Here is a 25,697-nt window from a genome sequence, read left to right as displayed (position 1 = left end):
CTGGCATTTGACAGTCTCCAGAGATTCTTAAGAGGGAATTAACTGAATTACCCTATTTTATACTATAGGTACATTAAAACTATAAAAAACTTAGAGTAATAGCAATATGTTAAACAATCTAAAAATAAACTATGAAAGTTTGCTTCTAAGTAAAACATTTTCTATTTTTGCAAATGTAGAAAAAGCAAATATACAGACTTCAAGTAAGTCAGTCCAATTGTGATAGATTATTATCTGTGGGGAAACCCCGTTATATATTGTATTACTTAAACTTTTTAAATTATGAAGAAACTATTACTTTTAGCTCTCGTAGCGATTTTTGGCGTTAGTGTACAAGCACAAAACGCTCCTGAAGTTATGAAAGGCCAGCCAGCTGGTACTCTAACAACCTACAAACGTGTTAGCGGTAAGATGTTTGCGTATCAAAAAAGTGAGGACGGTAAGCAGAAACTTTCTTTGTTTGACCTTGCAAAATTGGCAGAAAACGGCCAGCCAGCAGGCGATTTGCTTATGGTTACAGCTGCTGATGACAAGACTGTTTATCTGAATAACGCACTTACTTTCGGTACTTATATTAATGGTGATCAATTCAACGCTTGGATAAAAGGTACAAAGGATGGCAACGTTATTACTGTTCCTGCAGGTCAATACATATACTACAGAGAACTTCAAGATGGCTCTAAGGCTGGTATCCAGGTAGGTTATATGGAATTAAAAGAAGGAAAAATACAACCTATAGACGACCCTATTAAGTTCTATGTTGATGGTGTTTCTATTAAACTTGGCGAAACATACATGGAAGGCGACACTATGGAAAACTTAAAGTTAAAGATGTTAGGTGGCTATTGGAGCGACGAAAAGTCTCTCTTCTGTGGCGATCTTGAGACAGTATTTACTACTGATCCAACTGGTATCGAAACTGTTGCAGCTGGTGCTAACAAGCAAGTTGTAGGCGAAACATACTTCGATCTCTCTGGCCGCCAGATTTCTAAGGCAGGTAAGGGTATATCTATCAAGAACGTTAAGTTTGCCGATGGTACTGCAAAGTCTGTAAAGTTCATCGGTAAGTAATTAGCGAAGGCACAACAGCGAATATAAAAATATAGTTAGGGACAGCTCCTTTTTGTGAGCTGTCCCTATTTTTTTGTATCTACCTTCTTACTACTTTTCGTGGTTAGAAAAATGGTAATTCTGCTCAATATAAAAGCAGTAAATAACTTAAAGAGGTGTAAATATTTTTCAAGATAGTTGTTTTAGTTCAACTATTTCATTATCAATGTTTTATAATAGTGCCTGTTTTATCGTGTAAAAGCGGTTGTTTTGCGCGGTAAAATAGGCACTTTTGTAACGTAAAAGAGGCGCTATTGCAAAGCCAAAGTGTTGGTATCGCTTTTTGCTTGTGCTTTTCTTTACAAATATAATGGGTGTTCTGAATTTTTAAGTCCTTTATGATGCTATTGTAATTTGGGTATTTAATTCTTTTAAAAAGTTTCTTTTACTCCGTTACTCACTTCCTAAAATATGCTCTAAAATAAATCTGCGAGATTGCCAGCTTACAGGCAACCTCGCAGATTCTTCAGTTATATTGTGTTCTTGCAGAATTGTAACTATAGAACAAGAAGTTTGTTTCTTAGAACTCTAAAACCATTGCTTGGCGTGCACTTAAAGGTACATCAGTTGATAGAGATATTGTTTTACCTGTAGTAACGTCGCGTGCAGTGGTTTGTTTACCAATGATTTCTGCATATCGTTTAACTTCCAGCTTGTTAGCACTGTTGCGTCCGTTGAGGATAGTCATAACGTTTTTACCATTGTATTGGCGAGCAATAACATATACTCCGTTGTGAGGAATGAACTGAGTTTGCTTGCCTTGGGTAATAACTTCGTTACCTTGGCGCCAGTGGAGTAGGCGTGAAGTCCAGTCAAACATAGCATTTTCCTCCGCAGTACGCCCTTCTCGTGTGAATTTATTGGCTTTATCGCCTACGAAACCGCCAGGAAAATCTTTACGAACATTGCCGTCTGTCGTCTCTTTTGTACCATTCATGAGTATCTCCGTACCATAATACAGTTGTGGAATACGGTTCATAGTGAGCAATAAAGCATATGCTTGCTTCAGTGCCATGGTATCTTTGCCATTTCCAAGGAAGCGATCAGTGTCATGATTTTCTATGAATGCCATTACGCTAGAGGGGTTTGGATACAGGTAATCGTAGCACAATGAGTTGTAAATGCGGTTATATCCCTTCCACCAATCATCGGTTTCCTCGTTCTTTGCCATTGAAAGGCGGTCGAAAAAGGCAAAGTCCATAACAGTTTTCAAGTAACTATTCTCTTCAGAAAGCTTACTGTTTTTTTGCCATGCAGCCGTGTAAGCAGGCTCAGTGACCCATGTTTCGCCCACAGTATTGAAGTTTGGATATTCCTTATCAATCCGTTTCATCCATTCAGCCATTGCTGTTCGGTCGGCATAAGGGTATGTGTCCATACGAATACCATCTATTCCAACAGTTTCTATCCACCATATTGAGTTCTGAATGAGGTACTGCATAACATGCGGATTGCGCTGATTGAGGTCAGGCATAGACCTTACGAACCAGCCATCAACAGTTTCTGCCATATCCACTTTGCTTGCATAAGGGTCGAGTACAGGTGTTAGCTTGTACGAAGTCTGTAGTCCGTAGTTAGGATTATTGAACCAATCTTTTGAAGGAACATCCTTTCCCCATGGGTGATAGTCGCCACAATGGTTGAAAATCATATCCATTACCACCTTCATTCCACGCTTATGACAGGCATCTGTAAGTGTTTTGTAGTCGTCGTTTGTGCCAAATCGAGGGTCAACTCGATAGTAATCGGTTGTAGCATAGCCATGATAGGTGCTGTGTTTGCCTCCATCAGCAGGGCGATCGTTTTCTAAAACGGGTGTAAACCAAAGAGCAGTAACACCCAAATCGGTGAAATAGTCGAGGTGTTGTATAAGTCCAGCAATGTCGCCACCATGTCTAAGACTTGGCTCATTGCGGTTGCAGAGCTGGTCTTGCATACCTTTTACAATGTCATTCTTTGGGTTGCCATTGGCAAAACGGTCAGGCATAAGCATATAAAGAACGTCAGAGTTATCAAAACCTTTGCGTTCCTCACCGCTCATAGCACGATCAAGTAAGGTATATTTTACTGTTGTTTTCTGCTTCCCAAGTTTGAAGTCTATGTTCATCGTACCAGCTTTGGCATCTTTTAGATTAAGATAGATGAGCAAGTAGTTGGGCGAATCAAGTCGAACAAGGGAGTCAATGCGCACGTTTGGATAGTTTATTGTAACTTCTGCATTACGGATATTGTCGCCGTAAGCCATTAGTTGGAGCGAAGCATCTTTCATTCCTACAAACCAATTTGTAGGGTCTATCTTCTTGATTTCAATCTTTGCGTTGGCTGTTATCATTAAAAAACAGAGCGATAGCAATAAAGTTAATCGTTTCATTTCTAAAGTTTAGTTGTGTAAAATAAGTGCATTTTGTGCGTCAACCATAACCTCTCCACCTTCCATTTGGCCAATTCCAGCCTCGTCAATCACTCCGTTATTGACTACAATGGTATATTTCCCTTTTGGAATATTAATGCTTTGGAGATTAGAACTGCCGTTTAACACCACGTATATGTTATTCCACTTGTCGCCACCGGCATGATTTTTCAATCTGAAAGCAACGAGACAGTCTTGTGTTGGTAGGAATTCGAGATGCTTTCGTACGAGTTCTGCACTGCCAAGGCGGAACGCTGGGTGCGCTTTACGCATCTGAATGAGTCCTTTATAGTAAGCAAAGACTTGTGGATACTTCTTTAAGTTGTTCCAATCAAGGTGGTTTATCTCGTCAGGAGAATTGTATGAGTTGTGCACTCCCTTCTTATCGCGCAGCATTTCTTCACCAGATAGCATGAAAGGAATACCCTGTGAGGTGAAGACAGCAGTCTGAGCAAGTAGGTTTAGGCGGATAAGTGCGTCCATATCGTAGGCAACTTCAGGGATAGATGCCTTCAATCGGTCAACTAAACACATGTCGTCGTGACAGCTAACATACGAAATCATCTGCGTAGGCTCTTTTGCCCAAGCTTCTTTCGTATAGTTTACCTTTTTATAATCAACCTGTGGATGGGCTATCATACCTGTAATTCCCGCTTTAATACTTTCTTCAAAGCCAGCAAGACCACCGAGGAAAGCTGCTTGTTTATCGTCAGAGAATGGGCCACGGAGGGCATCGCGCAACTCATCAGAGAAGGCTGCAATGCCTGGCATCTGCTTTATGTGGGCTTTGAGCGCAAGTTTTTCGGTAGGGTAGGCGCAGGTTCCAGCAGTCCAACCTTCGCCATAAATAAAGATATTTGGGTCGATTGCGGTAAGTTCTTTGCGAATAAGGTTCATCGTTTCGATATCGTGTATACCCATAAGGTCTACTCGGAATCCGTCAATATGATACTCATTAACCCAGTATTTCATACTTTCGAGCATAAACTGGCGCATCAAAGGCTTTTCAGAAGCAGTTTCGTTGCCACAGCCAGAGCCATTGCTTGGCTTACCATCAGCAGTATAACGATAGTATGCCTTAGGGAAAGTACGGTCGAAATTACCTCCTTCAATATCGAATGTATGGTTATAAACCACATCGAGAATAACGCGAATGCCTGCTTTATGTAAGGCTTGTACCATTTGTTTGAACTCCAGAATGCGGCGAGTAGGTTGCTCTGCATCGAACGAATAGCTACCTTCTGGCACGTTATAGTTCAATGGGTCGTAGCCCCAATTGTATTGTGGGGTGGTCGTATTGCTCTCATCTATTGAAGCAAAGTCGTAAGATGGCAGAATATGAACAGCATTTACACCTAATTCTTTCAGGTGTTTGATGGCTTTTTGTTCGGTTAATGCAACGAATTTGCCCTTGTTTACGAGTCCCGAAGAGGCATCAATAGAGAAGTCTCTATGGTGCATCTCATAGATAATCAAGTCAGCTGGACTTCTCAAAGTTAAGCGACGGTCGCTGTTCCAGCCACTTGGATTAGTCGTTTGCATATCAATGATGGCACCTCGCTTGCCGTTTATGCCAACAGCTTTTGCAAAAACGCCCGGTGTTTCGCCTCGTCCGATGTCGAAAGTGTAGAACTTTCCCTTCAAATCACCGCTGATAGTAGTTTCCCAAACATTCTCTGATGTTTGCTTCATCTTTACCTTTTGTATTGCATTGCCACCTCTTCCAGCTTCGTATATACGCAGTGTCGGTTTCTTGGAAGCGTTCAATTTGAACGTAGTTTGCTTCGGTGAGTAGCTAACTTCGTTAAAAACACTTTGTGCTTGTACTGTTAGTGCGAGCAGAAAAGTAGTCATTAGCGTGAAAATACTATATTTTAGTTTCATATTAGTTATATTGTTGCTTTGTTAAGTTCCTTATATTGTATTTCTAAAAATCTGTATTGTTCACTTTTGTAAGCTGTTCGGCATGTTCTTCGCCATTCCAACGTGCCTCCAAAGATATAGCAAAGCCACCACCAGGAGCCATTGTCAGCTTCAATACATCGCCTTTCTTCACCTTTCTATGGGTAATTTTGTATGCTTTCGGATTGTTCTTGTAGTCCGCATTCTTTGCATCGGCATAGATCGTACAATCGTAAACGTAATCCTTATCGAGGAAGTCGAGTTTCAAAACACTCTTGTGTCCGTTCTCATCGCATTTTCCTCCGATGTACCAATCGTTTGAATTCTTGTCCTGACGAGCAACGGTTATGTAGTCAGCAGGCTCTGCTTCCAAGTAAATACTCCTGCTCCAGTTGCACGGAACGTCTTTTATGAATTGGAAAGCATCGTTGTATTTCTTGTAGTTTTCGGGCAAGTCGGCTACCATTTGCAGTGGGCTGTACATCGTAAGATAAAGTGCGAGCTGTCCAACAAGCGTAGTATGTAGATAGTTTTGGTTGTTGCTCCATGTTTTTAGCTGCGTTTCAAGAATACCAGGAGTGTAATCCATAGGTCCTCCTTGTAGTCGTGTGAAAGGCAAAATAACCGTGTGGTCAGGGCGACTGCCACCAAATGCCTCGTATTCTGTACCACGTGCACTTTCGTTACCTATCATATTAGGGTATGTACGACATAGTCCTGTTGGACGAACAGCCTCGTGTGCATTCACCATAATGTGGTGTTTGGCTGCTTCTTCTATGACGTGCATATAGTGATTATTGGTTGATTGAGAAAAATGATGGTCTCCACGTGGAATAATATCGCCCACGTAACCAGTTTTAACGGCATCGTAGCCATATTTGTTCATTAGGTTGAAAGCTGCTTCAAGATGCCGTTCGTAGTTCTGAGTGCTAGAAGACGTTTCGTGATGCATCATTAGTTTCACACCTTTTTCGTGCGCATACTTGTTCAGATAATCTATATCGAAGTCAGGGTAAGGCGTAACGAAGTCGAAAACGTAGTCTTTTGAATGCCCAAACCAGTCTTCCCAACCAATGTTCCAGCCTTCAACAAGTACTTGGTCGATACCATTTTCGGCTGCAAAGTCGATGTATTTCTTCACATTCTCGGTTGTTGCACCATGTTTACCATTTGGTTTAGCTTTGCTATAATCAGTTATTCCGAGCTGAACAGATGGGAATTCGTCTGTGTAATTCCAGCTATTCTTACCAACAATCATCTCCCACCATACGCCAATATACTTGGTTGGATGAATCCAACTTGTATCTTCTATCTTGCAAGGCTCGTTCAAATTAAGTATTAAATTGCTTGAAAGCATGTCACGAGCATCGTCGCTGACGAGTATTGTACGCCAAGGAGTCTCGCAAGGAGTCTGCATATAGCCTTTCATACCAGTTGCATCAGGTGTCAACCAGCTCTCAAACACCATGTTTTTGTCGTCTAAATTCAAGTGCATAGTAGGGTAATTGACGCACGCTGCTTCGTGAAGGTTGATGTAAAGACCATCTTTCGACTTCATTTGCAAGGACGTTTGCACGCCAGTATCCGAGAAAACAGACACAGAAGAGTTACTCCAGTTTACGGCATCGTGGAAGCGACTGCGTATTTCAGATAGTTTACTCTCTTGTGTCTCTTGTTCTTGTGTATCATAGTCGCCTGGAAGCCACCATGCTTTGTGGTCGCCTGCCATAGCAAACTGTGTGTGTTCTTCTTTTATAACAAAGTAATTGAGATCCTTTTGTTGCGGAAACTCATAACGGAAGCCCACTCCATCGTCGTAAACACGGAAGCAAATTTTTATATTGCGGTTGCTTTTTGCTTGCAATAGCGATACAGTCATCTCGTTATAGTGGTTGCGTATCTCATCGGTTTCGCCCCAAACAGGTTTCCAAGTGTCGTCGTGCGATGTCTTTATCGTCTGCATTAGTTCGAAACCGTCCATCAAACTGGTTTCCTTCATACCTTTACTAGCATGTTTATCTTTTGCTAACTCTAAGCCAAGGAACGACTTCTTAATTACATCTTTTGTATCATACTGCACCGTGTAATAAGGTCTACCGTTATCAATACCAAACCTTACCACTACTTTGCCATTAGGCGAAGCTGCCGTCTCCCACTTGTTACTGTTGCCTTCGCTTTCTCCTTGTGCCATTGCCATAACAGAACAAAGCAGCAATACAATCAATACCTTAAATCTGTTCATATCTATTTTAATATTATCCTTATAAATACAAGCAGTGGGACGTAGTAAAAATACGTCCCATTGCCATTGTTCTTTTTATCTTCCTGACTTCGCAATCAGTTCTGTAATGTTCTTGTTGAACTCTTCGTTCTTCATCAATTGTTCTATGCTAACGTGCATTCGGTAGCGCCAATAGTGCTTCGGATTAGCTGGAATATTGATGCGTTCAGCGTCAGCATCAGCTAAACGGAGTCGCTCATCTATACTCATCCAGTCTTGAATACTAAGTACGCAGAGCATACTTGGTGATGTTAGATGTCGTTCTACAATATCTCTGGCTAACCAACCTGGCATTGGATGCGGTGCAGGACCGCCTTGATGCAACATCGTATTGTAGTATTCTTGCGCCCTGTTCCAGTCCTCGTCCCACCATTGACGTAATGTTGCCATGTCATGTGTAGAGATAGTACTTACACTACGGTAAGGATTAGCCCCCAAATGTCCAAAGCGCACCTTGGGATCTTTAGGCATTGACTGTATTTCAAGGCTTAAAATGCGTAGTTCATCCATTACCCAAGCTACACAATCTGGCACCATTCCTAAGTCTTCAGCGCATACAAGCATACGTGTTGCATTTACTAACTTCGGCAATTTCTTCATTGCTTCTTGATACCAGTATTGGTTATTGCGGCGATAGAAGTAATCGTTATAAAGCGTATTGAATGCGTGCTTATCGCAATCGTATAGACTTTCATAGATGAAATCCATTTGAACGCTGATGCGTGGGTGGAATTTGTTTGGGTCTTTATGGTCGCGTACAAAGAGAACATCGCTTATTAAGGCATACAATCCATCGCGAATCCAAATGTCTTTATCGGTTTCCATGCCGCTAAAAGCAGCTTCAACCTTGCGCTGAGTGTCGTATTCTGAGCGCATTTTGTAGCGGTTTCCCCATGTCTTTTCTATGTATTTCTCTCGCACTTCGTTAGCGTGTTCGCGGAAAATACGGTCTAATACCCAGTCTGTAATGAATGGTTGAGTGAATAACTCTTCTTGCCAATGAAGTCCGTAACCCTCTATTTCTTCGCGAGTCATACCCAACGATGGTGCAAACTGACCTAATAAGCCATGTACAGCATGCACTGGGATTTCCCAAATGCGGAAGAAACCCAACACGTGGTCAATACGATAAGCGTCAAAATAGTGTGCCATGTTTTGGAAACGGCGTAGCCACCATTGGCAATCATCGGCAATCATCGCATCCCAATTATATGTTGGGAAACCCCAATTCTGCCCATTTACCGAGAATTCATCGGGCGGAGCACCAGCCTGACCATTGAGATTGAAGTAGCGTGGCTCTGTCCACACGTCGCAACCATTGCGGTTTACACCGATAGGAATGTCTCCTTTGAGAATAACGTGTTTTGAAATGGCGTATTCATGTACAGCCTTTAGCTGGCTACTCAATATGAATTGCACATAATAGAAGAACTCAACCTCCTTGTAAGCCTTGTTACTACTCGTCGAAAGCATCTTTCTCTCGCTTTCGTCCCATTGGTTATGGTCGGGCCATTGTGCAAATTCGGCAGTGCCATACTTATCGCGTAGCATGCTATATTGTGCATAAGGCACCAGCCAACTCTCGTTTTCTGCAAAGAAAGCCTTAAACTCTTTACTACTGATAGTAGTCTTTCCTTCTTGCTCGTATATGAGTCTTAGATACTCATTCTTAAGTTCGTTCACACGTTCGTAGTCAATTTGTGGCAGTGCATTAAGCTGTCTGCGTTCTTTTTCGAATCGTGCTTTCTGTGTTTTGTCCTTTAATGCAGGCAGACTATTTAGGTCTGCGTACTGTGGATGTAGTGCAAATATAGAGATACAGCTATACGGATACGAGTCAGTCCACGTATGTGTGGTTGTGGTATCGTTGATAGGCAATATCTGTAATACCTTTTGTTGAGTCTGACTCACCCAGTCTACCATCTTCTTTAAGTCGCCAAAGTCGCCCACTCCAAAGCTTGCGTCAGAACGTAACGAGAATAATGGCACAAGCGTACCAGCTACACGTGTTGGTGGAAGGGTGAAGTTGGCTTCGCTAATTTCGTACACCAGCGCATCGCCTTCCTCCATTGCAGGCAGCTCTATGGTGCGGTTATTACAGTTTTCCCACATCGGAGAGTATTCCTTATTAGGGTTTACGATAGCCAATTTAAACTCTAATTTGTTGCTTGCCAACTGGTTTGCGTCTAAACAAGCGGCCCATTCGTTGATGGCAACTTGTGTCATCTTCACTGCTTTTTGCTCTTTCCATGAACCCATAAGAGGATCTGCGCCTATCAAACAGAGTCTGTCGCCAACACCAAGTTGCGGTGCACGCACCTTCAGACATACGAATTTGCTGTACTTTTCAAGCTTAAGATTGTCTTCTTTAGCACCTACGATGCAATCAGTTACGGCCGATGAGTACAAGAAAGCGTTGTTTGGAATTTCTCTCCAATGGTCGAATATTCTGTAATTCAACGCTTGTACCGAGTTAAACATTACGCGATGAGGCGCAACACTCCAACCACGACGCTCTTCATGGTCGCCTACGTGAACGCTATAGAAGTAATCTATCACCGTGCCGGGCTTGATATCTCTGTTGATATCCACTGTCCAAAGCAGTCCATCGTACGTGTGCATTCTGTATTGGCACACAGAATTGGCTTCGGAACCCCTGCTATTTACGATATTTAAGACAAGTTCTTGTCCGTAATATGTTCTGTATTCTATATTAAATTGTAAGTTCATATAGTTGTTAGTTATTCGGTTCAAAGGTAACAATAATATAATGAAAACGCAAAACCTTTTCGTACGTTTTTTGATCAATATCATGCAAACGTTTGCAATTTCTGAAAACGAACACTATAAGACGCTATATAATGCTATGTCTGGGTGGCTTTTTGCACATCTTGCAACTACTTTTTGATGATTGAAACATATTGATTGTAATAAGTTTTAGGTGTTAATAAATGTTGATAAATGTTTATAAAAGCCATTGCTAAGTTACAAATGACGCCCACTTTCCGAACAAACATCTTGCTCTTCTCGAAAAAACGCAGTTATAGGTGTGTAAACTTAATTTGCTGAACAACAAATATGTATGCGTTAGAAGGGTAGAAGTGTGCAACGTTATTGAGGCTGAAAAGTAGCATTTAGACCATAAATTAAGAAGTATCGATGATATTTCAAGAGGTAAAACAGCCTCTCTTGCAACGTAATAGTGCCTGTTTTGCACAGCAAAACAGGCACTATTACTCGGTAAAACCTATTGTTTTATAAAACAAGGGCGAATTAAACAGCTTTCAACAGCGTCTTTTTTATTTTTTAGCTACGTTTGTCTTGCGTTTTTGAAATTAACATTTGCTGTTGTAATAACTTTGTTTTTAACTTTCGTTTGCAGAACGATGGAGTTACTTAAACACTTGCTTCTTGACCAGCAACATAGCCCGTTGTCCATGCAGCTTGTAGGTTAAATCCGCCTGTAATGGCGTCAATATCAAGTACTTCACCCGCAAAGAAAAGCCCTTCGCATACTTTGCTTTCCAGCGTATTAGGGTTAATGCTCTTCAAACTAACACCGCCACAGGTTACAAACTCATCGCGAAAGCTTCCTTTACCCGAAATCTGGTGCACGTCGTTCGTTAGCGTTTCAACGAGTTTGTGCAATGCTTTCTTTCCCAACTCGCCCCAACGCTTTTCTTTTTCTATTCCTGCACGGTCCAGTAGATACTCCCAAAGGCGAGTAGAGAGGTCGTATGGGCGAATGTTTGCCATTTGTTTCTTTGGATTCTCGGTTGCTATGGCAACGAGATTCTGCTCCACCAGCTGTGTATTCGTTTCGTAAAGCCAGTTCACTGCCACTGCCGATTGGTAGTTGTTCTCTGCCAAATGGCGTGCTGCATACGATGATAGCTTCAGCGCAGCAGGTCCACTCATACCCCAATGGGTAACAAGTAATGCGCCATCGCTACGGAATTTGGTTGCTGGAATTGAGAGTTGAACAGGTTCAACCACTGTTCCCATCTGGTTGCAGAATGCTTTTTCGGAGATGTTAAAGGTGAAAAGCGAAGGCACCGGCGTTTCTATCTTGTGCCCTAAGTCAGCTAAATACTGTAAGCCTGTGGCACGTGGCGAACCTCCAGTCGTAACAATCACCTTGTCGAATGTTCGCAACGGTTTATCTTTGAAGTGTACTTCAATTTTTCCCTGAGCTTGTTTGGCAATGCTTGTGAGTGCATGATGCAGGCAAACAGAAACGCCAAGGCGTTGCGCCGTGCGTGTTAAGCAATCGATAATGACCTGCGAATCTTGCGCTTGAGGGAACACACAATTGTCGTTTTGCGTAACCAATCGAACGCCATGCGCCTCGAACCATTGGTAAGCATCGTTGTAATCGAACCTTTTAAAGAGCCTTTTAAGCAGTTTGTCGCCACGTGGATACGCCTGCTTCAGGTCGGTTATGTCTACAAAAGAGTTGGTTAGGTTGCATCGTCCGCCTCCTGATACACCCACTTTAGCCAATACACGACCCGCCTTTTCAAATATGGTAACAGCAGCATTGGGCTGTGTTGTCTTTGCCGAAATAGCAGCAAAAAAGCCTGCCGCACCTCCTCCTATAATCGCAATGTTCTGCATTTACTTTCTGTTTATTATAATATAAGGTGGCAACAAAGTTACGATAAATGCGTTAAGCGCACAAACGTAAGTGTACAAAAGACGATTTTATGGGTAAAAAAAGCAAGGCACAAATTGCCGTTTTGCATTATGCTAAGAACAATTTGCGCCTTTTCTATAAAAGAAGGAGAATGGTTTTATTTCGCTTTTTCTATTAGTTCCTTTGGTAGTATAGGCATTGCGCCATTCTGAGTACACACGTATGCGCTTGCTTGAACAGCTAAACTGTGGGCCTCAGTAATACATTTGCCTGCAAGAATAGCTGCCGTGAATGTACCAGTGAACGAGTCTCCCGCTCCAACCGTGTCAGCAACGTCTACAATAGGAGTCTTTTGGAACGACATAGAATTAGGTGCAAAGACGTAAGAACCATTCACACCACAGGTAAGCACGAGCATATCAAGGTTGTATTTGCCAATGAGTAGCCAGCATTTGTTTTCCATATCCAAGCCAGGATAGCCGAAGATGCGTCCAATAGCGACTAATTCCTCGTCGTTTATCTTCAGTATATTGCATTGTTTGAGCGAGCTTCGAATGATGTTTTCGTTGTAGAAGTTCTGTCGAAGGTTGATATCGAATATCTTTAAGCAGTCTTTTGGCGTTGCATCGAGGAACTTTTGAATAGTGTTACGGCTTATACTGCTGCGTTGTGCAAGCGAACCGAAGCAGACAGTACGGCAGTTTTTGGCAATCTCTTCCATTTCTTGAGTGAACGGAATATTGTCCCATGCTACACCTTCCTTTATTTCGTAAGTTGGAATACCCGCATCGTCAAGCATTACTTGTACTGTGCCTGTTGGGTAATCCACGATTGGAATTAAATGGTTTATATTCTTTTTCTTGAGTTCTTCTAATGTTTCTTCACCCAATTTGTCATTACCAACTGCACTGATAGCAATGGATTCGTATCCGAATTGTCCTACATGGAAAGCGAAGTTTGCAGGTGCTCCACCTATTTTTTTACCTTCTGGAAGGCAGTCCCAAAGTGCTTCTCCCAGACCAACAATATACTGTTTCATAGTTATGATATTTATTTTATTTTAGGAATATACGTGAATAGGTATATAACACCCATTGCCATGACCAGCACTGCGCCAGCTTGTCCTATGCTGTCGCTTGCAAATCCCATTAACAAAGGGAAGATAGTGCCACCGAAGAGGCCCATTATCATGAGTCCACTTACTTCGTTTTGCTTCTCAGGCATACTTTCCAAGGCACGTGCCAGTACCATTGAGAAGATGTTGCTGTTGCCGTAGCCGACCAGCGCAATGGCTATATAGAGAATGGTTTTGCTTGTTCCTAAGTACAATCCACACATACTCAGTGCCATAAGAATAACGGAGATAATGAAGAAATATTTCATTTTCATTGTGCGAAGGAAGAACGAACCCGTAAGGCAACCGATGGTACGGAAGAGGAAGTAGAGCGAAGTTGCAAACGCTGCATCGTTGAGTGTCATGTTCAAACGCTCCATTAATATTTTCGGTGCAGTAGCATTCATACCCACATCTATGCCCACGTGGCACATAATACCAAAGAAGCTGTAGAGTACGATGGGCTTACCCAATAGCTGAATGCACTCTAAGAAACTGCTGGCTTTGCCTTCAATCTTTTCTTCTTTAATAGGTGTTGATAATAGGAAGAGCGATGCTAAGATTCCAATTACTAAATAGATGGGGAAGAGAACACGCCAACCAAGTCCGAAAGAAGGTATGGTAGCCAATGCTCCCCAAGTTGCAATGTAAGGTGCAAGGAACGAAGCAATGGCTTTAATGAACTGTCCGAAGGTGAAGGTAGCAGCCATATTGCCGCCTTGTAGTACTGTCATTACCAACGGATTGAGCGATGTTTGCATCAGGGCATTACCAATTCCAAGCAGCGAGAACGATACCAACATCAATTCATAAGATTGCCCGAATATTGGCAAAAGCAATGAAAAGACAGTTATGATGAGGCTTAACAGCACGGTTTTCTTGCGTCCAATCTTGTTCATTAACATTCCTGTGGGAACTGCAAATATTAGGAACCAGAAGAAAACGAGCGATGGAAACACGTTCGCTGTGGTGTCGGAGAGGTTCAAATCTGCCTTAACGTAGTTGGAAGCTGTGCCTACCAAGTCTACAAAACCCATCGCGAAGAAGCAGAACATGATGGGAATGAGCTTTAAAGTCTTAGAATTATTCATTGTTTAATAGTCTTTTTAAATTAACGAGAGTGTGACGATAATTTGCTTCTAAATACTTATAAAAGTTGTAATGGAGTTACAACTTTCATCGCAACAGAATTACAACAATTGCTGTAACGGGGTTGCGACAGTTGCTGTAACGGGGTTGCAATAAACTTCGTTAGGTGCTATTGGTAAACACGGCTACCGTTTGTAGCCGTGAATACCGATGTTTTGATGTCTGAAGCACAATGAATCATACATTGAATTATTCGTAAAACTCACGTTAATTGATAGAGTTTATTAGAGTGAAAGTTCGCTAAGTTTAATGTTACGGAAGTTTGATGATATTCCTGTATTAAAGAACTTAACCGATGTATAAGGCGTTGTTGGGAACACAAGGTTAGTCATTGCGATGCGTCCGCCATCTACAAAGATTTCAACAGAACACTTATCAACGAATATATCCACGTGGTAGGTCTTGCCTTTGCATAGACTTAATGGTGCCCAAGTACCAAGAGCAAAGTCGTTTTTATAGTTGATAGAGTTGAAAACACGGAACGGTGTGTTGCCCACTCCTTGGTGTAAGTCGGAGTAATTCTTCTCTATGTCGTGTGGAACTGCCTTTTCTCCGAATTCAACAAGTCCGCTTTCAGTGCGGTCCATAACCAGTTTCTTCTCTTTCATATCAAAGTATATCTTCACCTTCTCGCCTTTTGCATTGTAGAGCTCAATGCCTGCAACAGCGTCAGAGCCAGGTGTTACTTCCATCTCAAGCTCGAAAGCATTCTCCTTACTCTTAATGATGTCTTTCTTGTCGGCAAGGTTTTTAATGTTCATTGCAGGCAAAGAAATAGTGCTTTTGCGTAGTGCTTTCACCTCTGGAGCAACGTTGTTAGATACATAAAGTTTGCCATCAGTACCGGTGTAGAGCTTCAGTTCGCGTGGTAAAGTGTTAGCACCACGATATTGTTTGATAGGTGTAATGTTGGCATACTGCCAGTTACTCATCCAAGCAATAGAGAGAACGCGGTCTTCAACACCAGAAAAACAAACGGTAGCATAGTTGTCTTTGCCGTAGTCTAAGAAGTTATATTCGTTCGGAGGAGTATCGCATTTGAAGTTCTTTCCATCGAAATCGCCCACGAAATATTCGGTAGCCGAACCACCAAAGAGGCAACCTGGGTTGATGTTTACCAACATAACGTACTTCATTTTGCTCTTGTCTCCATCAACAGGAAGCTGAATAAAGTCGGGACATTCAAACTGATTAGGTTGCATTCCGTAACCTTTTCCAAAGGCACTGACGTACTCCCACTTCTTCAAATTACTTGATTTGTAGAAGCGCATCTCCTTGTCGGCAGAGATAATCATATACCATTTCTTTGCAGGTTCGTACCAAAAGACCTTCGGATCGCGGAAGTCTTTCAGCCCATCGAATGGCGTTAATACAGGATTTTTGTCGTATTTGGTGTACGTATAGCCCTTGTCCGTGCTGTAAGCCATACTTTCTATCTGTCCGTATTTATCGCTTGCAGAAGTGTAAAGGGCTATAATGGCATTCTTACCATAACCCGCTGTGTTGTCTTTATCTATTACGGCACTTCCAGAGAAGATGTGTCCTAAGGTGTCACGGGCTATCGATGGCTTCTCTTGTTTCCAATGAATGAGGTCCGTACTGGTAGCATGGCCCCAGTGCATATTGCCCCATTTAGAGCCATAGGGGTTGTATTGGTAGCAAAGATGGTAGACACCGTCCATATAGAACATACCATTAGGGTCGTTCATCCAGCCATATAAAGGCGTATGATGGTAAGAAGGGCGATAGAAATCGGTGTTTGCCGTGTTCCATTCGTTCGATAGCTTCAGCATACCAGGCTTGTAACAGATGGCATCGTGCTTGAGATTAAGAATCTTAACCGTTGCTCTTGTGCCATTGCCCAACTCGAATGGGACGTAGTAATCTATCTTGTCTTGTGCCAAACGAATGTCCATCCACGTGTCAGAAGGGCTCGATGTATCTAGCATAACACGTGCTTCGTCTTTCGTTTCTTCTATTGGAAGCAGCAAATACTTTGTTGGATTGGTGATACTTAATATAGTGGTGTCGCCCTTTTGAGACATTTGTATTGTTTGGGCATTTGCTGATGAAGCTGCTAAAGCGATAGCAGTACTCATCAAAAGTTTATCAATACGTTTCATTATTTAATGTTTAAGTTGTTAGAAAATTAGAATTTGAGCGAGGCAGAGAGTTCTACTGTAAATGGACGGAGGTAGCTACCAGTCATCAATACATTAGAGATGTTCTTTGCATCGTCTTTCGTTATTAACTCAGCACCAGCTATACTGCCCTTCGCTCCAGTTTGGTTGAGGAAGTTAACAACGGTACAACCCAATGCTAATTTATCGTTTACTTGCCAGTTTACACCGCCAAAGGTTTCCCAATGACCATTAAAATAGTAGGCGTCATTGATGTTTGCGTAAGTCTTACTAAAGTATCTGAAGCTTGCCCAAAGCTTCAAATCCTTTGTTAGCATATAGCTTGGGTCGAACTCAATAAGTATTTTTGGAATCTCGGCAACAATGTTTCCTGTTGCATTTATCTTACCAACATATCCATCAGAGAACGTTATAGAAGTCTCATACTTCTTGTATGTTGGTTCTTGATAGGTGAAAAGAAAGTGTATGTCCAATCCTTTCAATGGGTGTGCAATAAGGTCGGTTGTCCAACCCCAAGTTTTTATATCGTATGTTAATGGTGTTGCCATAATTTCGCCACCATGTTGCAAATTTAGTATAGAATTGTTGTTTGTCTTTGAAATATAAGAGAACAGCGAAGTTAATGTTAGCCATGAATTGTTGTAATATACACCTGCTCTTCCTAAAGGCACCGCTACTTTTCCTGTATTTGGTAATGTTGCTGGAGCGAACGATTCAAAACGAAGATGCTGAACAATATAAGTAAAGTCACCAGTAAGTCCAAAGTTATTATTAATTTTATAGGTTGCAGCAGCCGAAACATCATAATTAAACCAATTGTAATCTATTGGATTTGGTGTAATTTTTGTTCCATCGGGAGCAATTGCACCCATATAGTAATCTGCAAATCTGCCAACATAGCCACCAGTGGCATTTTTAACAGCTGCATTAACACCTTTAAGTTTCTGACTTTCTAATCTGAAACCATAGTAAAGATTAAGTTTTGGCGTTACGTCCCAATCGTGAATCATGTATAAAGCTAATTTGTTTTCGTGTCCACGATAGAATTCTGAAGCATTCTTATTAAAATCGTAGAAGTAGGTTGAGTGCTTATTTGTGTCGTAAAGTCTGACTGGAAAGCTCCCATCTGACGACACACTTTGGTCGTACATAGATGTGTTTGAACGGTAATCGATGTGGTAATACCACTCGTTTATACCTAAACGTAAGGTTGAAGTAGTAAACTTTTTCTGTAATTCTGATGTTAAAAGAAATTCGTTAATGAATCCTGAATTTAAACTTGACATTCGCGTTTGGACGTAATCGCCTGTATAAGGTGTTGTTCCTCCAGTTATAGTTGGCATTACATAATTGTATGCTGTTGGATTGTCTTTTATATTTATAAGCGACATAGGACTTTGATAAACCAAAGCTCCACGTGCGTGGTCGTATCGTGCTGCTATTTTCCAGCTATATCCATTATCCCAATTGTATTTATTTATTAAAGAAAATTCGCTCGAACGGTTTAGTGTGGCGTCATACATAGTAGTTTGTTTCAGTTCTCCCGTATTCATATCGCGATAAACAATATTACCGTCGGTTGGTAAATACGAAGTTGTGCCAAGTTTAAATTTTCCATATTCTTTTACGCTTCCATCGCCGACATATATAAAAGGTGCCGATTGCGTAGCGTAGTTGTACACAGGGTGAGAGTTTGAATAGTGGTACATGGCCATAAATTCACCTCGGTTATTGTGGTAACGCTTAGTAATTAAAGCCTTGTAAATCTGTGTGCGGTCTTGCAATTGGCTTGATTTGATTTTGAAAGTACCTGGATCGAAGTCTTGATATATGCTTGTACTATAGAACCAGTTGTTGCCAAATCCACCATTAACGTTTAATGAAAACTCTTGCAAACCAAAGTGATTGGTCTTATAGTTAAGCGTTCCTTGGAAGCCTTCTTTACCAAGTTTGGTATAAGAATTCACTGCATAGCCAATATTACCAGTTGTAATTGCAGTTTCAGAAATCTTTAAAAGTCCTACATGTTCAAAGCTTGCGTCCGATCTCCAAATAGAGTTTACACTACGAGGATTGGTTGCATAGGTTATGGGTAAGCCGTTTTCAAGCACATTAACGTCCGACATTGGAAGACCAATCTGTATTTCTCGTGGCCCATTTGCGCTTGCAGCATTGAGCATAACGTTTCGGTTGTCTTCATCTTTCTGTTTTCCTTCGCTTTTTTCCTCGTTTTTTACTTGCGCAACTGCTCCTGTAAGGAAGCATGTTAGGGCAATTACTGTAGTTACAGTTCTTAGTTTAGTTGTAATGTTGGTAGTCATTTTATATTGAATTTAAATCGCTTTTGATTCCTTAAAAACTTGTTGCAAAGTAAGTGTATAATAAGAAAAGGTACTATAAAATATGTTGCACAGACTATTAAAATTGTCTTACTGCAACAAATATTCGCTAAGTTGAAAGATAATTACATGTGTTGAGGCATCGAATATCAAATGAACTTAAGGAATATAAAGAATTTTAAAGGCGACGAAAAACAGCGTAAAATGCCTATAATTTCTTTGCTTTTATTTTTCGTTTGTATATGAAAAACACTATCTTTGCAGGTAAGTAGGCTCGTAAAATAAGTAATATAACTAAAGACGAAACTAAAATACCAAGATGAAGAAGTATAAACAAACATACATGCTCTTCTGTTTTGTGGCATTGATCTTACTTTCTGGCTGCACCAAAACCACGAAAAAATATGTAATTGGCATATCTCAATGTTCCGAAGATATATGGCGCAGCAAACTGAAAGACGAACTTTTGATGGGAACTTACGACCATAAAGACGTGGAATTGCTATTCGCTTCGGCAAAAGATAACGACAAACTACAAACTGAGCAAATCGAAAACTTTATACAACGCGGCGTGGATTTGCTCATTATATCGCCCAATCAGGTGCACTCTATAACGCCTGTTATAGATAAAGCTTACGATAAAGGAATACCTATAATACTATTTGACCGAAAAACAGACTCTCAAAAATACACTGCTTTCATAGGTGCTGACAATGAAGAATTGGGAAAAGCCATCGGAGAATATGTTGGAAAGACTCTGAAGGGTAAAGCTAATGTAATAGAAATAAAGGGCTTAAACAATTCTTCTCCTGCTATTGATCGCCACAATGGTTTTGTTAAGGCATTAAGTGAGTACCCTAATATTGAGCTGAAACGCACTCTTTCAGGCGACTGGACAGAACAATCGGGGTATGAAAGTATGAAAAAAGCAATTTCAGACGCTAAGGATTGCAACCTTGTATGGGCACAGAACGATCGTATGGCAAGGGGAGCGCAGCGTGCTTTGAACGAGAATGGTGTACGAAATGTGCTGTTTGTCGGAACCGATGCACTGCCCAGCAAGGGCGGAGGCATAGAAGCTGTACACAATGGAAAGCTGTTAGCGTCGTATATCTATCCTACACGTGGCGACATGGTGATGCAATTAGCAGTAGATATTTTAAAAAAACAACCTTTTCAACGGGATAATTATCTTAAAGGGGCATTAGTTACAAAGGACAATGCTAAGGTTTTGCTGTTGCAAGAAGAGGAGATGATGAAGCAAAGAAACAGACTTTCTAATCTGAATAGTAAGGTTGATACTTATCTTGCACAATACAATCACCAAAAAATATACATGCTTTTGTGCAGCATTATAATTGTGTTGCTCATCGGACTCATCGTTTACATTTACCGAACCATTATTATTCGTCGTGAAATAGAGGAGGAAACTACCAACGCTAAGCTGCAATTCTTTACCAATATCAGCCACGAATTGCGTACACCACTAACGCTAATAGCCGACCCAATAGAGCATATTGTAAACGACGAGAACTTAACAAAGCAGCAACGCAGTATGTTGCAGATTGTAGAAAAGAATGTTTCAATCCTCATGAGGCTTGTAAACGAGATATTAGACTTCCGAAAGATACAGAATAAAAAGATGGAATTGACGCTAAGCGAGTTCGATTTGACCGACTATCTAAGGCAGTGGAGCAACATATTTGAGCCTGTTGCGAAAAAGAGGAGAATTAAAATAGACTTAAATATGCCCACTTCTATCTTTCTATGTGCTGATATATATAAGGTAGAACGCATCTGTTATAACTTATTAAGCAATGCTTTGAAGTACACGAACGATGGAGGTAGCATTACAATAACGGCAAAATGTGTTGATGAAACAGCAGTAGAAATAAGCATCAAAGATACTGGTAAGGGCATTGCAAAAGAAGATATTAAACACATATTCGACCGCTTTTACCAGGTTAGAAATGGCAATAAAGGTGGCACCGGCATAGGTTTGGCCATTGTAAAGGCCTTTGCCGAACTGCAAGGGGGCAGTGCAAAGGTAGAAAGTGAAGTAGGAAAGGGGTGCAATTTTATTATAACGCTGCCAAAACGTGTGGCTGGCGATAATCTACAATCGGTTGATGAGGCTTACAAAGTGGCTGAATTCCGAGACGAAAGCTCGGTTGTTACAGATGTTTCTGCCGAAAATAAAGTCTCAAAAATAACTTCTTACCAGAAGGAAGATAAGCCTTCAGTGCTTATTATAGATGATAATGCAGACATTCGAGCCTATACGACAGTGTTATTGGGTAGCGAATACGATGTAATTGAGGCATCTGATGGTAAAGAAGGGCTGAAAAGAGCTATTCAAGAAGTGCCCGACGTAATTGTATGTGATGTTATGATGCCGGGAATGGACGGCTTAGAGTGTTGCAAACGATTGAAAGAAGATAGTCTTACCTGCCATATTCCTGTTGTTTTGCTTACTGCTAAGACATTAGACGAGCACCGTGAGGAAGGCTATACCTATGGTGCAGACGCTTATCTTACCAAACCTTTCAATGGAAATGTACTGAAAGCACGTATCAAAAACTTGATAGCCAATCGTAAATTGATGAAGATTGCGTTTGGAAACGATGTACAACAAGAACCGATAGAGGATGTGGCGCAGAATGCAGAAAGCAAATTTGTGGAGAAATTCCGCACTATCATACAAACCAACCTTAGTAATTCCGACTTAAATGTAGAAGCGATAAGTAGCGAACTCGGTATTAGTAGGGCGCAGTTGTATCGGAAAATTAAGTCAATAACAGGCGTGTCGCCTAACGATATAATTCGCAAAGCACGCTTAAAACGTGCCGAACGCTTGTTGGAAACGACCGATAAGTCGGTTTCAGAAGTAGCTTATGAGGTGGGATTTTCGTCGCCTTCTTACTTCACAAAGTGCTATCGAGAGTTCTTTGGATGCACACCTAATGGAAAGAAATAAGATTCTTACGATATGAAAGTTATATTCGTTGTATAGCCTATTCCTTCTATTTATGTGCTGCAGGGCTACGGCAGTAAATCTGCAAAGCGGTCAGCAGTCTTGTTGCAACGCCATTTCAGTATTGTTGCAATTCCATTGCACTCTTGTCGCAGAAGCTTTTGCAAACTGTTGCACATTAAGAATGGGAAAGCTAAATAATAATTCTACGTCTGTTACGTTCAAGTATTAGTATCAATAAAATGGTTGGATTAGAGGTTTATAATCCTATTCCTGACAGAGTATCTAATAGTAGTTTAGGCTTATAAGATATGGTTGTAGAACCTATAGAAATAGTAAAGCGTATAGAAAATAAGTATGGCAGCAGACTATCTTATTTGCCAAATAGCACTGAGACAAAGGCTTGTTTACCATTATTTGAGGACGCTGATACAGGAATCTTGTTTGTTTATATTCCCGAAGGAGAATATAATATGGGATTTTCAGAAGCAGAATATACGCAAATACAGCGTTTGTCAGACTATCCGAATATTTCTATTGAGGAGATGCAACCTGTGCGGAAAGTTAAAATTGAACCATTCTTATTGAGTATTACCCCAATATTGAATGTACATATACTTCGGTACAATAAGCTATTTGGCAAATCAGTAGAGAAAGATGGTGCAGATTATAGTCCTTTTTTCTGTGAGTATGAATTGGCTGAAAGTATTGCAAACGACCTTTCAACAAATATTCCTAACGAAGAAGAGTGGGAGTATGCCTGCCGTGGAAGGAGTCAATCGCTATTCTGTTTTGGTGATTCGATACCCTCTAATGCTGAGTTGGAGAAATGGTTAAGGTGGGATTTATCGTCTTTAACTGCGCTAAACTGCAATTGTTTTAACTTGTATGGTCTTTTCTTTGGAGAGTGGTGCTCTAACGATTTTACCAATACGCTTGCACAAGATTCCGATATTGTAACCGGTTCAAAGGCTGTTAGGGGTGGCGGAGCTATGTTTTGGCCTTGGCAAGACGAAGAATGGGTGTGCTGTTTGTCAGCATTTCGAATGCCCTCAAAAGACCTATTAAACAACAAATCAGCTTTTAGACTTAAATTAGACATTTAGAATAGGAGGGCAGGAACGTTACTCTTAAAATAAGAAAAGTAATAATTTAGATATTAGTATGTGTGAGAATGCTGTTTTACGATAGTCTACTATATACCTTATTTTTCTAGAACGACCTTATAAAAGGAGAGAAAGATAAAGTCTATTTGATATGAAAGTCAAAATCGAAATAGCGAAAATAAAATATTATTGAGAATAGATGATGAGAAGAATTTTATTATCTTTACTTGCGTTGGGAGTGTCTTTAGGTTGTTTGTATGCATCGCCTAAAGTGCATAAGAAGAAAGTGCAAAGAAAGAAAACAACATGGACGAACGCAAAGAGTAAAGCAAAAGATGATGCTAAGGTTATCAACCCTAATCTGCCAGTAATAATCCAAGAAGGCAACTATGGTTGTTTCTATGCCGATACCGCGTCTTGTAGCGAAATATCTACAGCAGGATTGGTGAACTGGGCTGGTGAGAGAAAGGAAGAATATGATAAGAATACAGATGTAATAAAGAAGTGTCTTCGGGCATTGAAGCCACAAACAAGTGTTGTTCCTGCTAAGAATGCAGTGGCATTTCGCATAGCGATGGATAATGAAATGAGGTCTTGGAGGAAGTTGGAAGCATTGATGCGCGATTTCAGTAATATTGTAATTAATATTCAACTTGTGTTGAATGGCGGTACGCTTTTACACTTTTTCGGTGCTTGCATGCATAGCGATTTGAGTTATATGCGTTTTGCTTGTCTGCAAGAAGACTTAAATACTTTAACTGGTGTATCGGTAAAAGCAGATAAAGAAGACAAAGAATTGTCGCTAAAGACGCTTTATTACCAGATGCAGTCGCTTCGTCCTGTTATAAAAGTGCAACTTTTGAAAAAGGAAAGGGGCTATACAATGGCTGAAGCAAGTAAAGAAGCACAACGAATTAATACTTCTTGTTCTGTATCTACCATTAAAAAGGTGATGAGAGAATGGCTTGAAGCACGCAAGATAGTTAGCAGTTTGTTGACAGAACCTTATCGTGCAGCCTACAATCTGCACACTACAATAACGGTTCACTCGTTTATTGAACTTTTTATGGGCATAGAGCAATGATTGATATGGTGCGGTTTTAGTTGCAATATGATAATATAATAAAAGTGGGATTGCCTTTGAATAAGCAATCCCACTTGTGCTTTAAGAAGTAAATTGTATTTTTTTTTAGAAAGTTATGAACGCTGATTATTCTTGTTCGAAGTAGAAAGAATCGAAGACATCGCCTGCTGTTACTTCAACTTCAGTATACCTTTTTGCATCGGACATGTTAGGTGCAATGGTTATAGTAAGAACTTTTTCGTCTGCTTTTGCATTACTCCAATCACCATTTATATTATGGATATCGTCATTTTGATCATGTCTTTTAACCTCGTTGTTTACTTTTTCTTCGATAGAACTTAACCAAAACCTGTTGTAGTTCGTACATTTAAACTGGTAAGTGTGTCCTTCTTTTGGAACATTAAACACCTTTTTGGGTTTTGTTTTTAATGCTGAACCCTCGTAGTTCCACTTCATTAAGTCCCATTCTCCCATCGGATCTTCTGATGAACAAGAGAAAGCAAAGATGCTAATCAACAATGTTGCGATAAAATAACTAAATCTTTTCATTGGTAAAAATATTTGTGATAATTTGATTAATAATGCTGCAAAGGTATGAAAAAAATGATTTTTTGAAAACAGTGTTGATGTTTTATTAAAGTTAAAAAAACTAAAACGAACATCAAGATCCTATATTTTTAGCAAATCTTCTGAGCTATAATGTAAAAGAATACAAAAATATTGGTGATAGCAAAATAAAACAATTGTGCACTAAAGAGGATAAGATAATGTTGAAAAAATAGCAAAAAAGCATTGTGAAAACTATAAAATGAAGCTTTATTGTATTTATTACAAGATAAATTTGCGCATTTAAAAAGATTTCCTTATCTTTGCGGAACAAAAACATTAACAAGTATATATTATGACAAAAAGAAACGAAATTTATAAGTATTCAGAGTGCAACAATATTGTAGAAGTTATTATTCCATCAGATAAAGACCTTTGCGGATTTGAGAAAATAGTAGAGAATACCACTGATGCAGCAACGGAAAAGCATGTTCCAGTCGTTGAAAAGATTGATGGTGGCTATCGTGTTACAGTAGGAGAAGTAGAACATCCTATGACAGAAGCACACTCTATTTTGTGGATTGAGCTTATTACAGAGAACAATGAAGTGCTTCGTAAGTATCTAGAACCAACAGATAAGCCTGTTGCAGAGTTCAAAACAGATGCAAAAGAAGTTTATGCTCGTGAATATTGCAACCTCCATGGCTTATGGAGATCTAAATAATTAAATCAAGTAAACATCATAAGTGTAAGCTGTCCACATTAAGGTGGGCAGCTTTTTTATTTCTTGAGCTATATATATAATAAGGTGTCATTCTTTATTTGAATTGATTTAAATCAATTACTTCTATTAAAATATACTTTTTTTCATTTTTCTTTTAAAAACATTTGGTGTGTATTTATTT

At 40.3% G+C, this 25,697-nt stretch carries 15 protein-coding genes; 5 read left to right on the top strand and 10 right to left on the bottom strand.

Features of this window, described 5'->3' with window-relative positions:
* Positions 1–282 precede the first annotated feature (282 nt).
* The gene (locus HXN26_RS07345) at positions 283–1,071 is read left to right on the top strand and encodes a hypothetical protein (RefSeq protein WP_273160172.1); all 789 of its coding nucleotides are present in this window, start codon (positions 283–285) and stop codon (positions 1,069–1,071) included.
* Positions 1,072–1,630: 559 nt separating this feature from the next.
* Here the strand turns inward: HXN26_RS07345 and HXN26_RS07340 are convergent.
* The 9 genes from HXN26_RS07340 to HXN26_RS07300 form a co-directional block, all read right to left on the bottom strand.
* A complete protein-coding gene (locus HXN26_RS07340) occupies positions 1,631–3,481 on the bottom strand; it encodes a glycoside hydrolase family 13 protein (protein WP_273160170.1) in 1,851 nt (616 codons plus the stop codon).
* 9 nt (positions 3,482–3,490) lie between these two features.
* A complete protein-coding gene (gene pulA, locus HXN26_RS07335) occupies positions 3,491–5,404 on the bottom strand; it encodes a type I pullulanase (protein WP_273160168.1) in 1,914 nt (637 codons plus the stop codon).
* A 43-nt stretch (positions 5,405–5,447) separates the two neighbouring features.
* On the bottom strand, positions 5,448–7,664 hold the full coding sequence (locus tag HXN26_RS07330; protein ID WP_273160167.1) for a glycoside hydrolase family 97 protein: 2,217 nt from the start codon (positions 7,662–7,664) through the stop codon (positions 5,448–5,450).
* Positions 7,665–7,739: 75 nt separating this feature from the next.
* Positions 7,740–10,433 carry a 4-alpha-glucanotransferase gene (locus tag HXN26_RS07325; protein WP_273160165.1) on the bottom strand — a complete coding sequence of 898 codons (2,694 nt, stop codon included), beginning with the start codon at positions 10,431–10,433 and terminating at the stop codon, positions 7,740–7,742.
* Positions 10,434–11,099: 666 nt separating this feature from the next.
* Positions 11,100–12,320, bottom strand: coding sequence for a BaiN/RdsA family NAD(P)/FAD-dependent oxidoreductase (locus HXN26_RS07320; RefSeq protein ID WP_273160163.1), 1,221 nt, complete (start codon positions 12,318–12,320; stop codon positions 11,100–11,102).
* Positions 12,321–12,496: 176 nt separating this feature from the next.
* A complete protein-coding gene (locus HXN26_RS07315) occupies positions 12,497–13,378 on the bottom strand; it encodes a carbohydrate kinase family protein (RefSeq protein WP_273160162.1) in 882 nt (293 codons plus the stop codon).
* An 11-nt stretch (positions 13,379–13,389) separates the two neighbouring features.
* Positions 13,390–14,544, bottom strand: a complete 1,155-nt coding sequence (locus tag HXN26_RS07310; RefSeq protein WP_025001032.1) for an MFS transporter — start codon at positions 14,542–14,544, stop codon at positions 13,390–13,392.
* Positions 14,545–14,826: 282 nt separating this feature from the next.
* A complete protein-coding gene (locus tag HXN26_RS07305) occupies positions 14,827–16,725 on the bottom strand; it encodes a glycoside hydrolase family 32 protein (RefSeq protein WP_273160159.1) in 1,899 nt (632 codons plus the stop codon).
* A 26-nt stretch (positions 16,726–16,751) separates the two neighbouring features.
* Positions 16,752–19,064, bottom strand: coding sequence for a TonB-dependent receptor (locus HXN26_RS07300; RefSeq protein WP_273160157.1), 2,313 nt, complete (start codon positions 19,062–19,064; stop codon positions 16,752–16,754).
* 337 nt (positions 19,065–19,401) lie between these two features.
* Here HXN26_RS07300 and HXN26_RS07295 point away from each other — a divergent pair, with 337 nt between their 5' ends.
* From HXN26_RS07295 to HXN26_RS07285, 3 genes are all read left to right on the top strand, one after another.
* Complete coding sequence (locus tag HXN26_RS07295; RefSeq protein ID WP_273160154.1) at positions 19,402–22,059, top strand: hybrid sensor histidine kinase/response regulator transcription factor; 2,658 nt, start codon at positions 19,402–19,404, stop codon at positions 22,057–22,059.
* 308 nt (positions 22,060–22,367) lie between these two features.
* The gene (locus HXN26_RS07290; RefSeq protein ID WP_273160152.1) at positions 22,368–23,162 is read left to right on the top strand and encodes a formylglycine-generating enzyme family protein; all 795 of its coding nucleotides are present in this window, start codon (positions 22,368–22,370) and stop codon (positions 23,160–23,162) included.
* A 199-nt stretch (positions 23,163–23,361) separates the two neighbouring features.
* Complete coding sequence (locus tag HXN26_RS07285) at positions 23,362–24,246, top strand: hypothetical protein (protein ID WP_273160149.1); 885 nt, start codon at positions 23,362–23,364, stop codon at positions 24,244–24,246.
* Between the two features lie 126 nt (positions 24,247–24,372).
* On the opposite strand, the gene HXN26_RS07280 is transcribed toward HXN26_RS07285, so the two are convergent.
* The gene (locus tag HXN26_RS07280) at positions 24,373–24,795 is read right to left on the bottom strand and encodes a hypothetical protein (protein WP_273160146.1); all 423 of its coding nucleotides are present in this window, start codon (positions 24,793–24,795) and stop codon (positions 24,373–24,375) included.
* A 352-nt stretch (positions 24,796–25,147) separates the two neighbouring features.
* Here HXN26_RS07280 and HXN26_RS07275 point away from each other — a divergent pair, with 352 nt between their 5' ends.
* Entirely contained in the window at positions 25,148–25,516 is a 369-nt protein-coding gene (locus HXN26_RS07275; RefSeq protein WP_273160142.1) for a desulfoferrodoxin family protein, read from the top strand.
* Positions 25,517–25,697: the final 181 nt, after the last annotated feature.

It is taken from the genome of Prevotella aurantiaca, assembly GCF_015262605.1.
In the GTDB taxonomy this organism is placed as follows: Bacteria; Bacteroidota; Bacteroidia; order Bacteroidales; family Bacteroidaceae; genus Prevotella; species Prevotella aurantiaca.
This window is presented reverse-complemented; position numbering and strand designations above follow the sequence as displayed.

What these genes read in the sequence shown, in the direction of transcription:
- HXN26_RS07345 (WP_273160172.1), top strand. Translation starts at nt 283, where the DNA reads ATGAAGAAACTATTACTTTTAGCTCTCGTAGCGATTTTTGGCGTTAGT.
- HXN26_RS07340 (WP_273160170.1), bottom strand. Translation starts at nt 3,481, where the DNA reads ATGAAACGATTAACTTTATTGCTATCGCTCTGTTTTTTAATGATAACA.
- pulA (WP_273160168.1), bottom strand. Translation starts at nt 5,404, where the DNA reads ATGAAACTAAAATATAGTATTTTCACGCTAATGACTACTTTTCTGCTC.
- HXN26_RS07330 (WP_273160167.1), bottom strand. Translation starts at nt 7,664, where the DNA reads ATGAACAGATTTAAGGTATTGATTGTATTGCTGCTTTGTTCTGTTATG.
- HXN26_RS07325 (WP_273160165.1), bottom strand. Translation starts at nt 10,433, where the DNA reads ATGAACTTACAATTTAATATAGAATACAGAACATATTACGGACAAGAA.
- HXN26_RS07320 (WP_273160163.1), bottom strand. Translation starts at nt 12,320, where the DNA reads ATGCAGAACATTGCGATTATAGGAGGAGGTGCGGCAGGCTTTTTTGCT.
- HXN26_RS07315 (WP_273160162.1), bottom strand. Translation starts at nt 13,378, where the DNA reads ATGAAACAGTATATTGTTGGTCTGGGAGAAGCACTTTGGGACTGCCTT.
- HXN26_RS07310 (WP_025001032.1), bottom strand. Translation starts at nt 14,544, where the DNA reads ATGAATAATTCTAAGACTTTAAAGCTCATTCCCATCATGTTCTGCTTC.
- HXN26_RS07305 (WP_273160159.1), bottom strand. Translation starts at nt 16,725, where the DNA reads ATGAAACGTATTGATAAACTTTTGATGAGTACTGCTATCGCTTTAGCA.
- HXN26_RS07300 (WP_273160157.1), bottom strand. Translation starts at nt 19,064, where the DNA reads ATGACTACCAACATTACAACTAAACTAAGAACTGTAACTACAGTAATT.
- HXN26_RS07295 (WP_273160154.1), top strand. Translation starts at nt 19,402, where the DNA reads ATGAAGAAGTATAAACAAACATACATGCTCTTCTGTTTTGTGGCATTG.
- HXN26_RS07290 (WP_273160152.1), top strand. Translation starts at nt 22,368, where the DNA reads ATGGTTGTAGAACCTATAGAAATAGTAAAGCGTATAGAAAATAAGTAT.
- HXN26_RS07285 (WP_273160149.1), top strand. Translation starts at nt 23,362, where the DNA reads ATGATGAGAAGAATTTTATTATCTTTACTTGCGTTGGGAGTGTCTTTA.
- HXN26_RS07280 (WP_273160146.1), bottom strand. Translation starts at nt 24,795, where the DNA reads ATGAAAAGATTTAGTTATTTTATCGCAACATTGTTGATTAGCATCTTT.
- HXN26_RS07275 (WP_273160142.1), top strand. Translation starts at nt 25,148, where the DNA reads ATGACAAAAAGAAACGAAATTTATAAGTATTCAGAGTGCAACAATATT.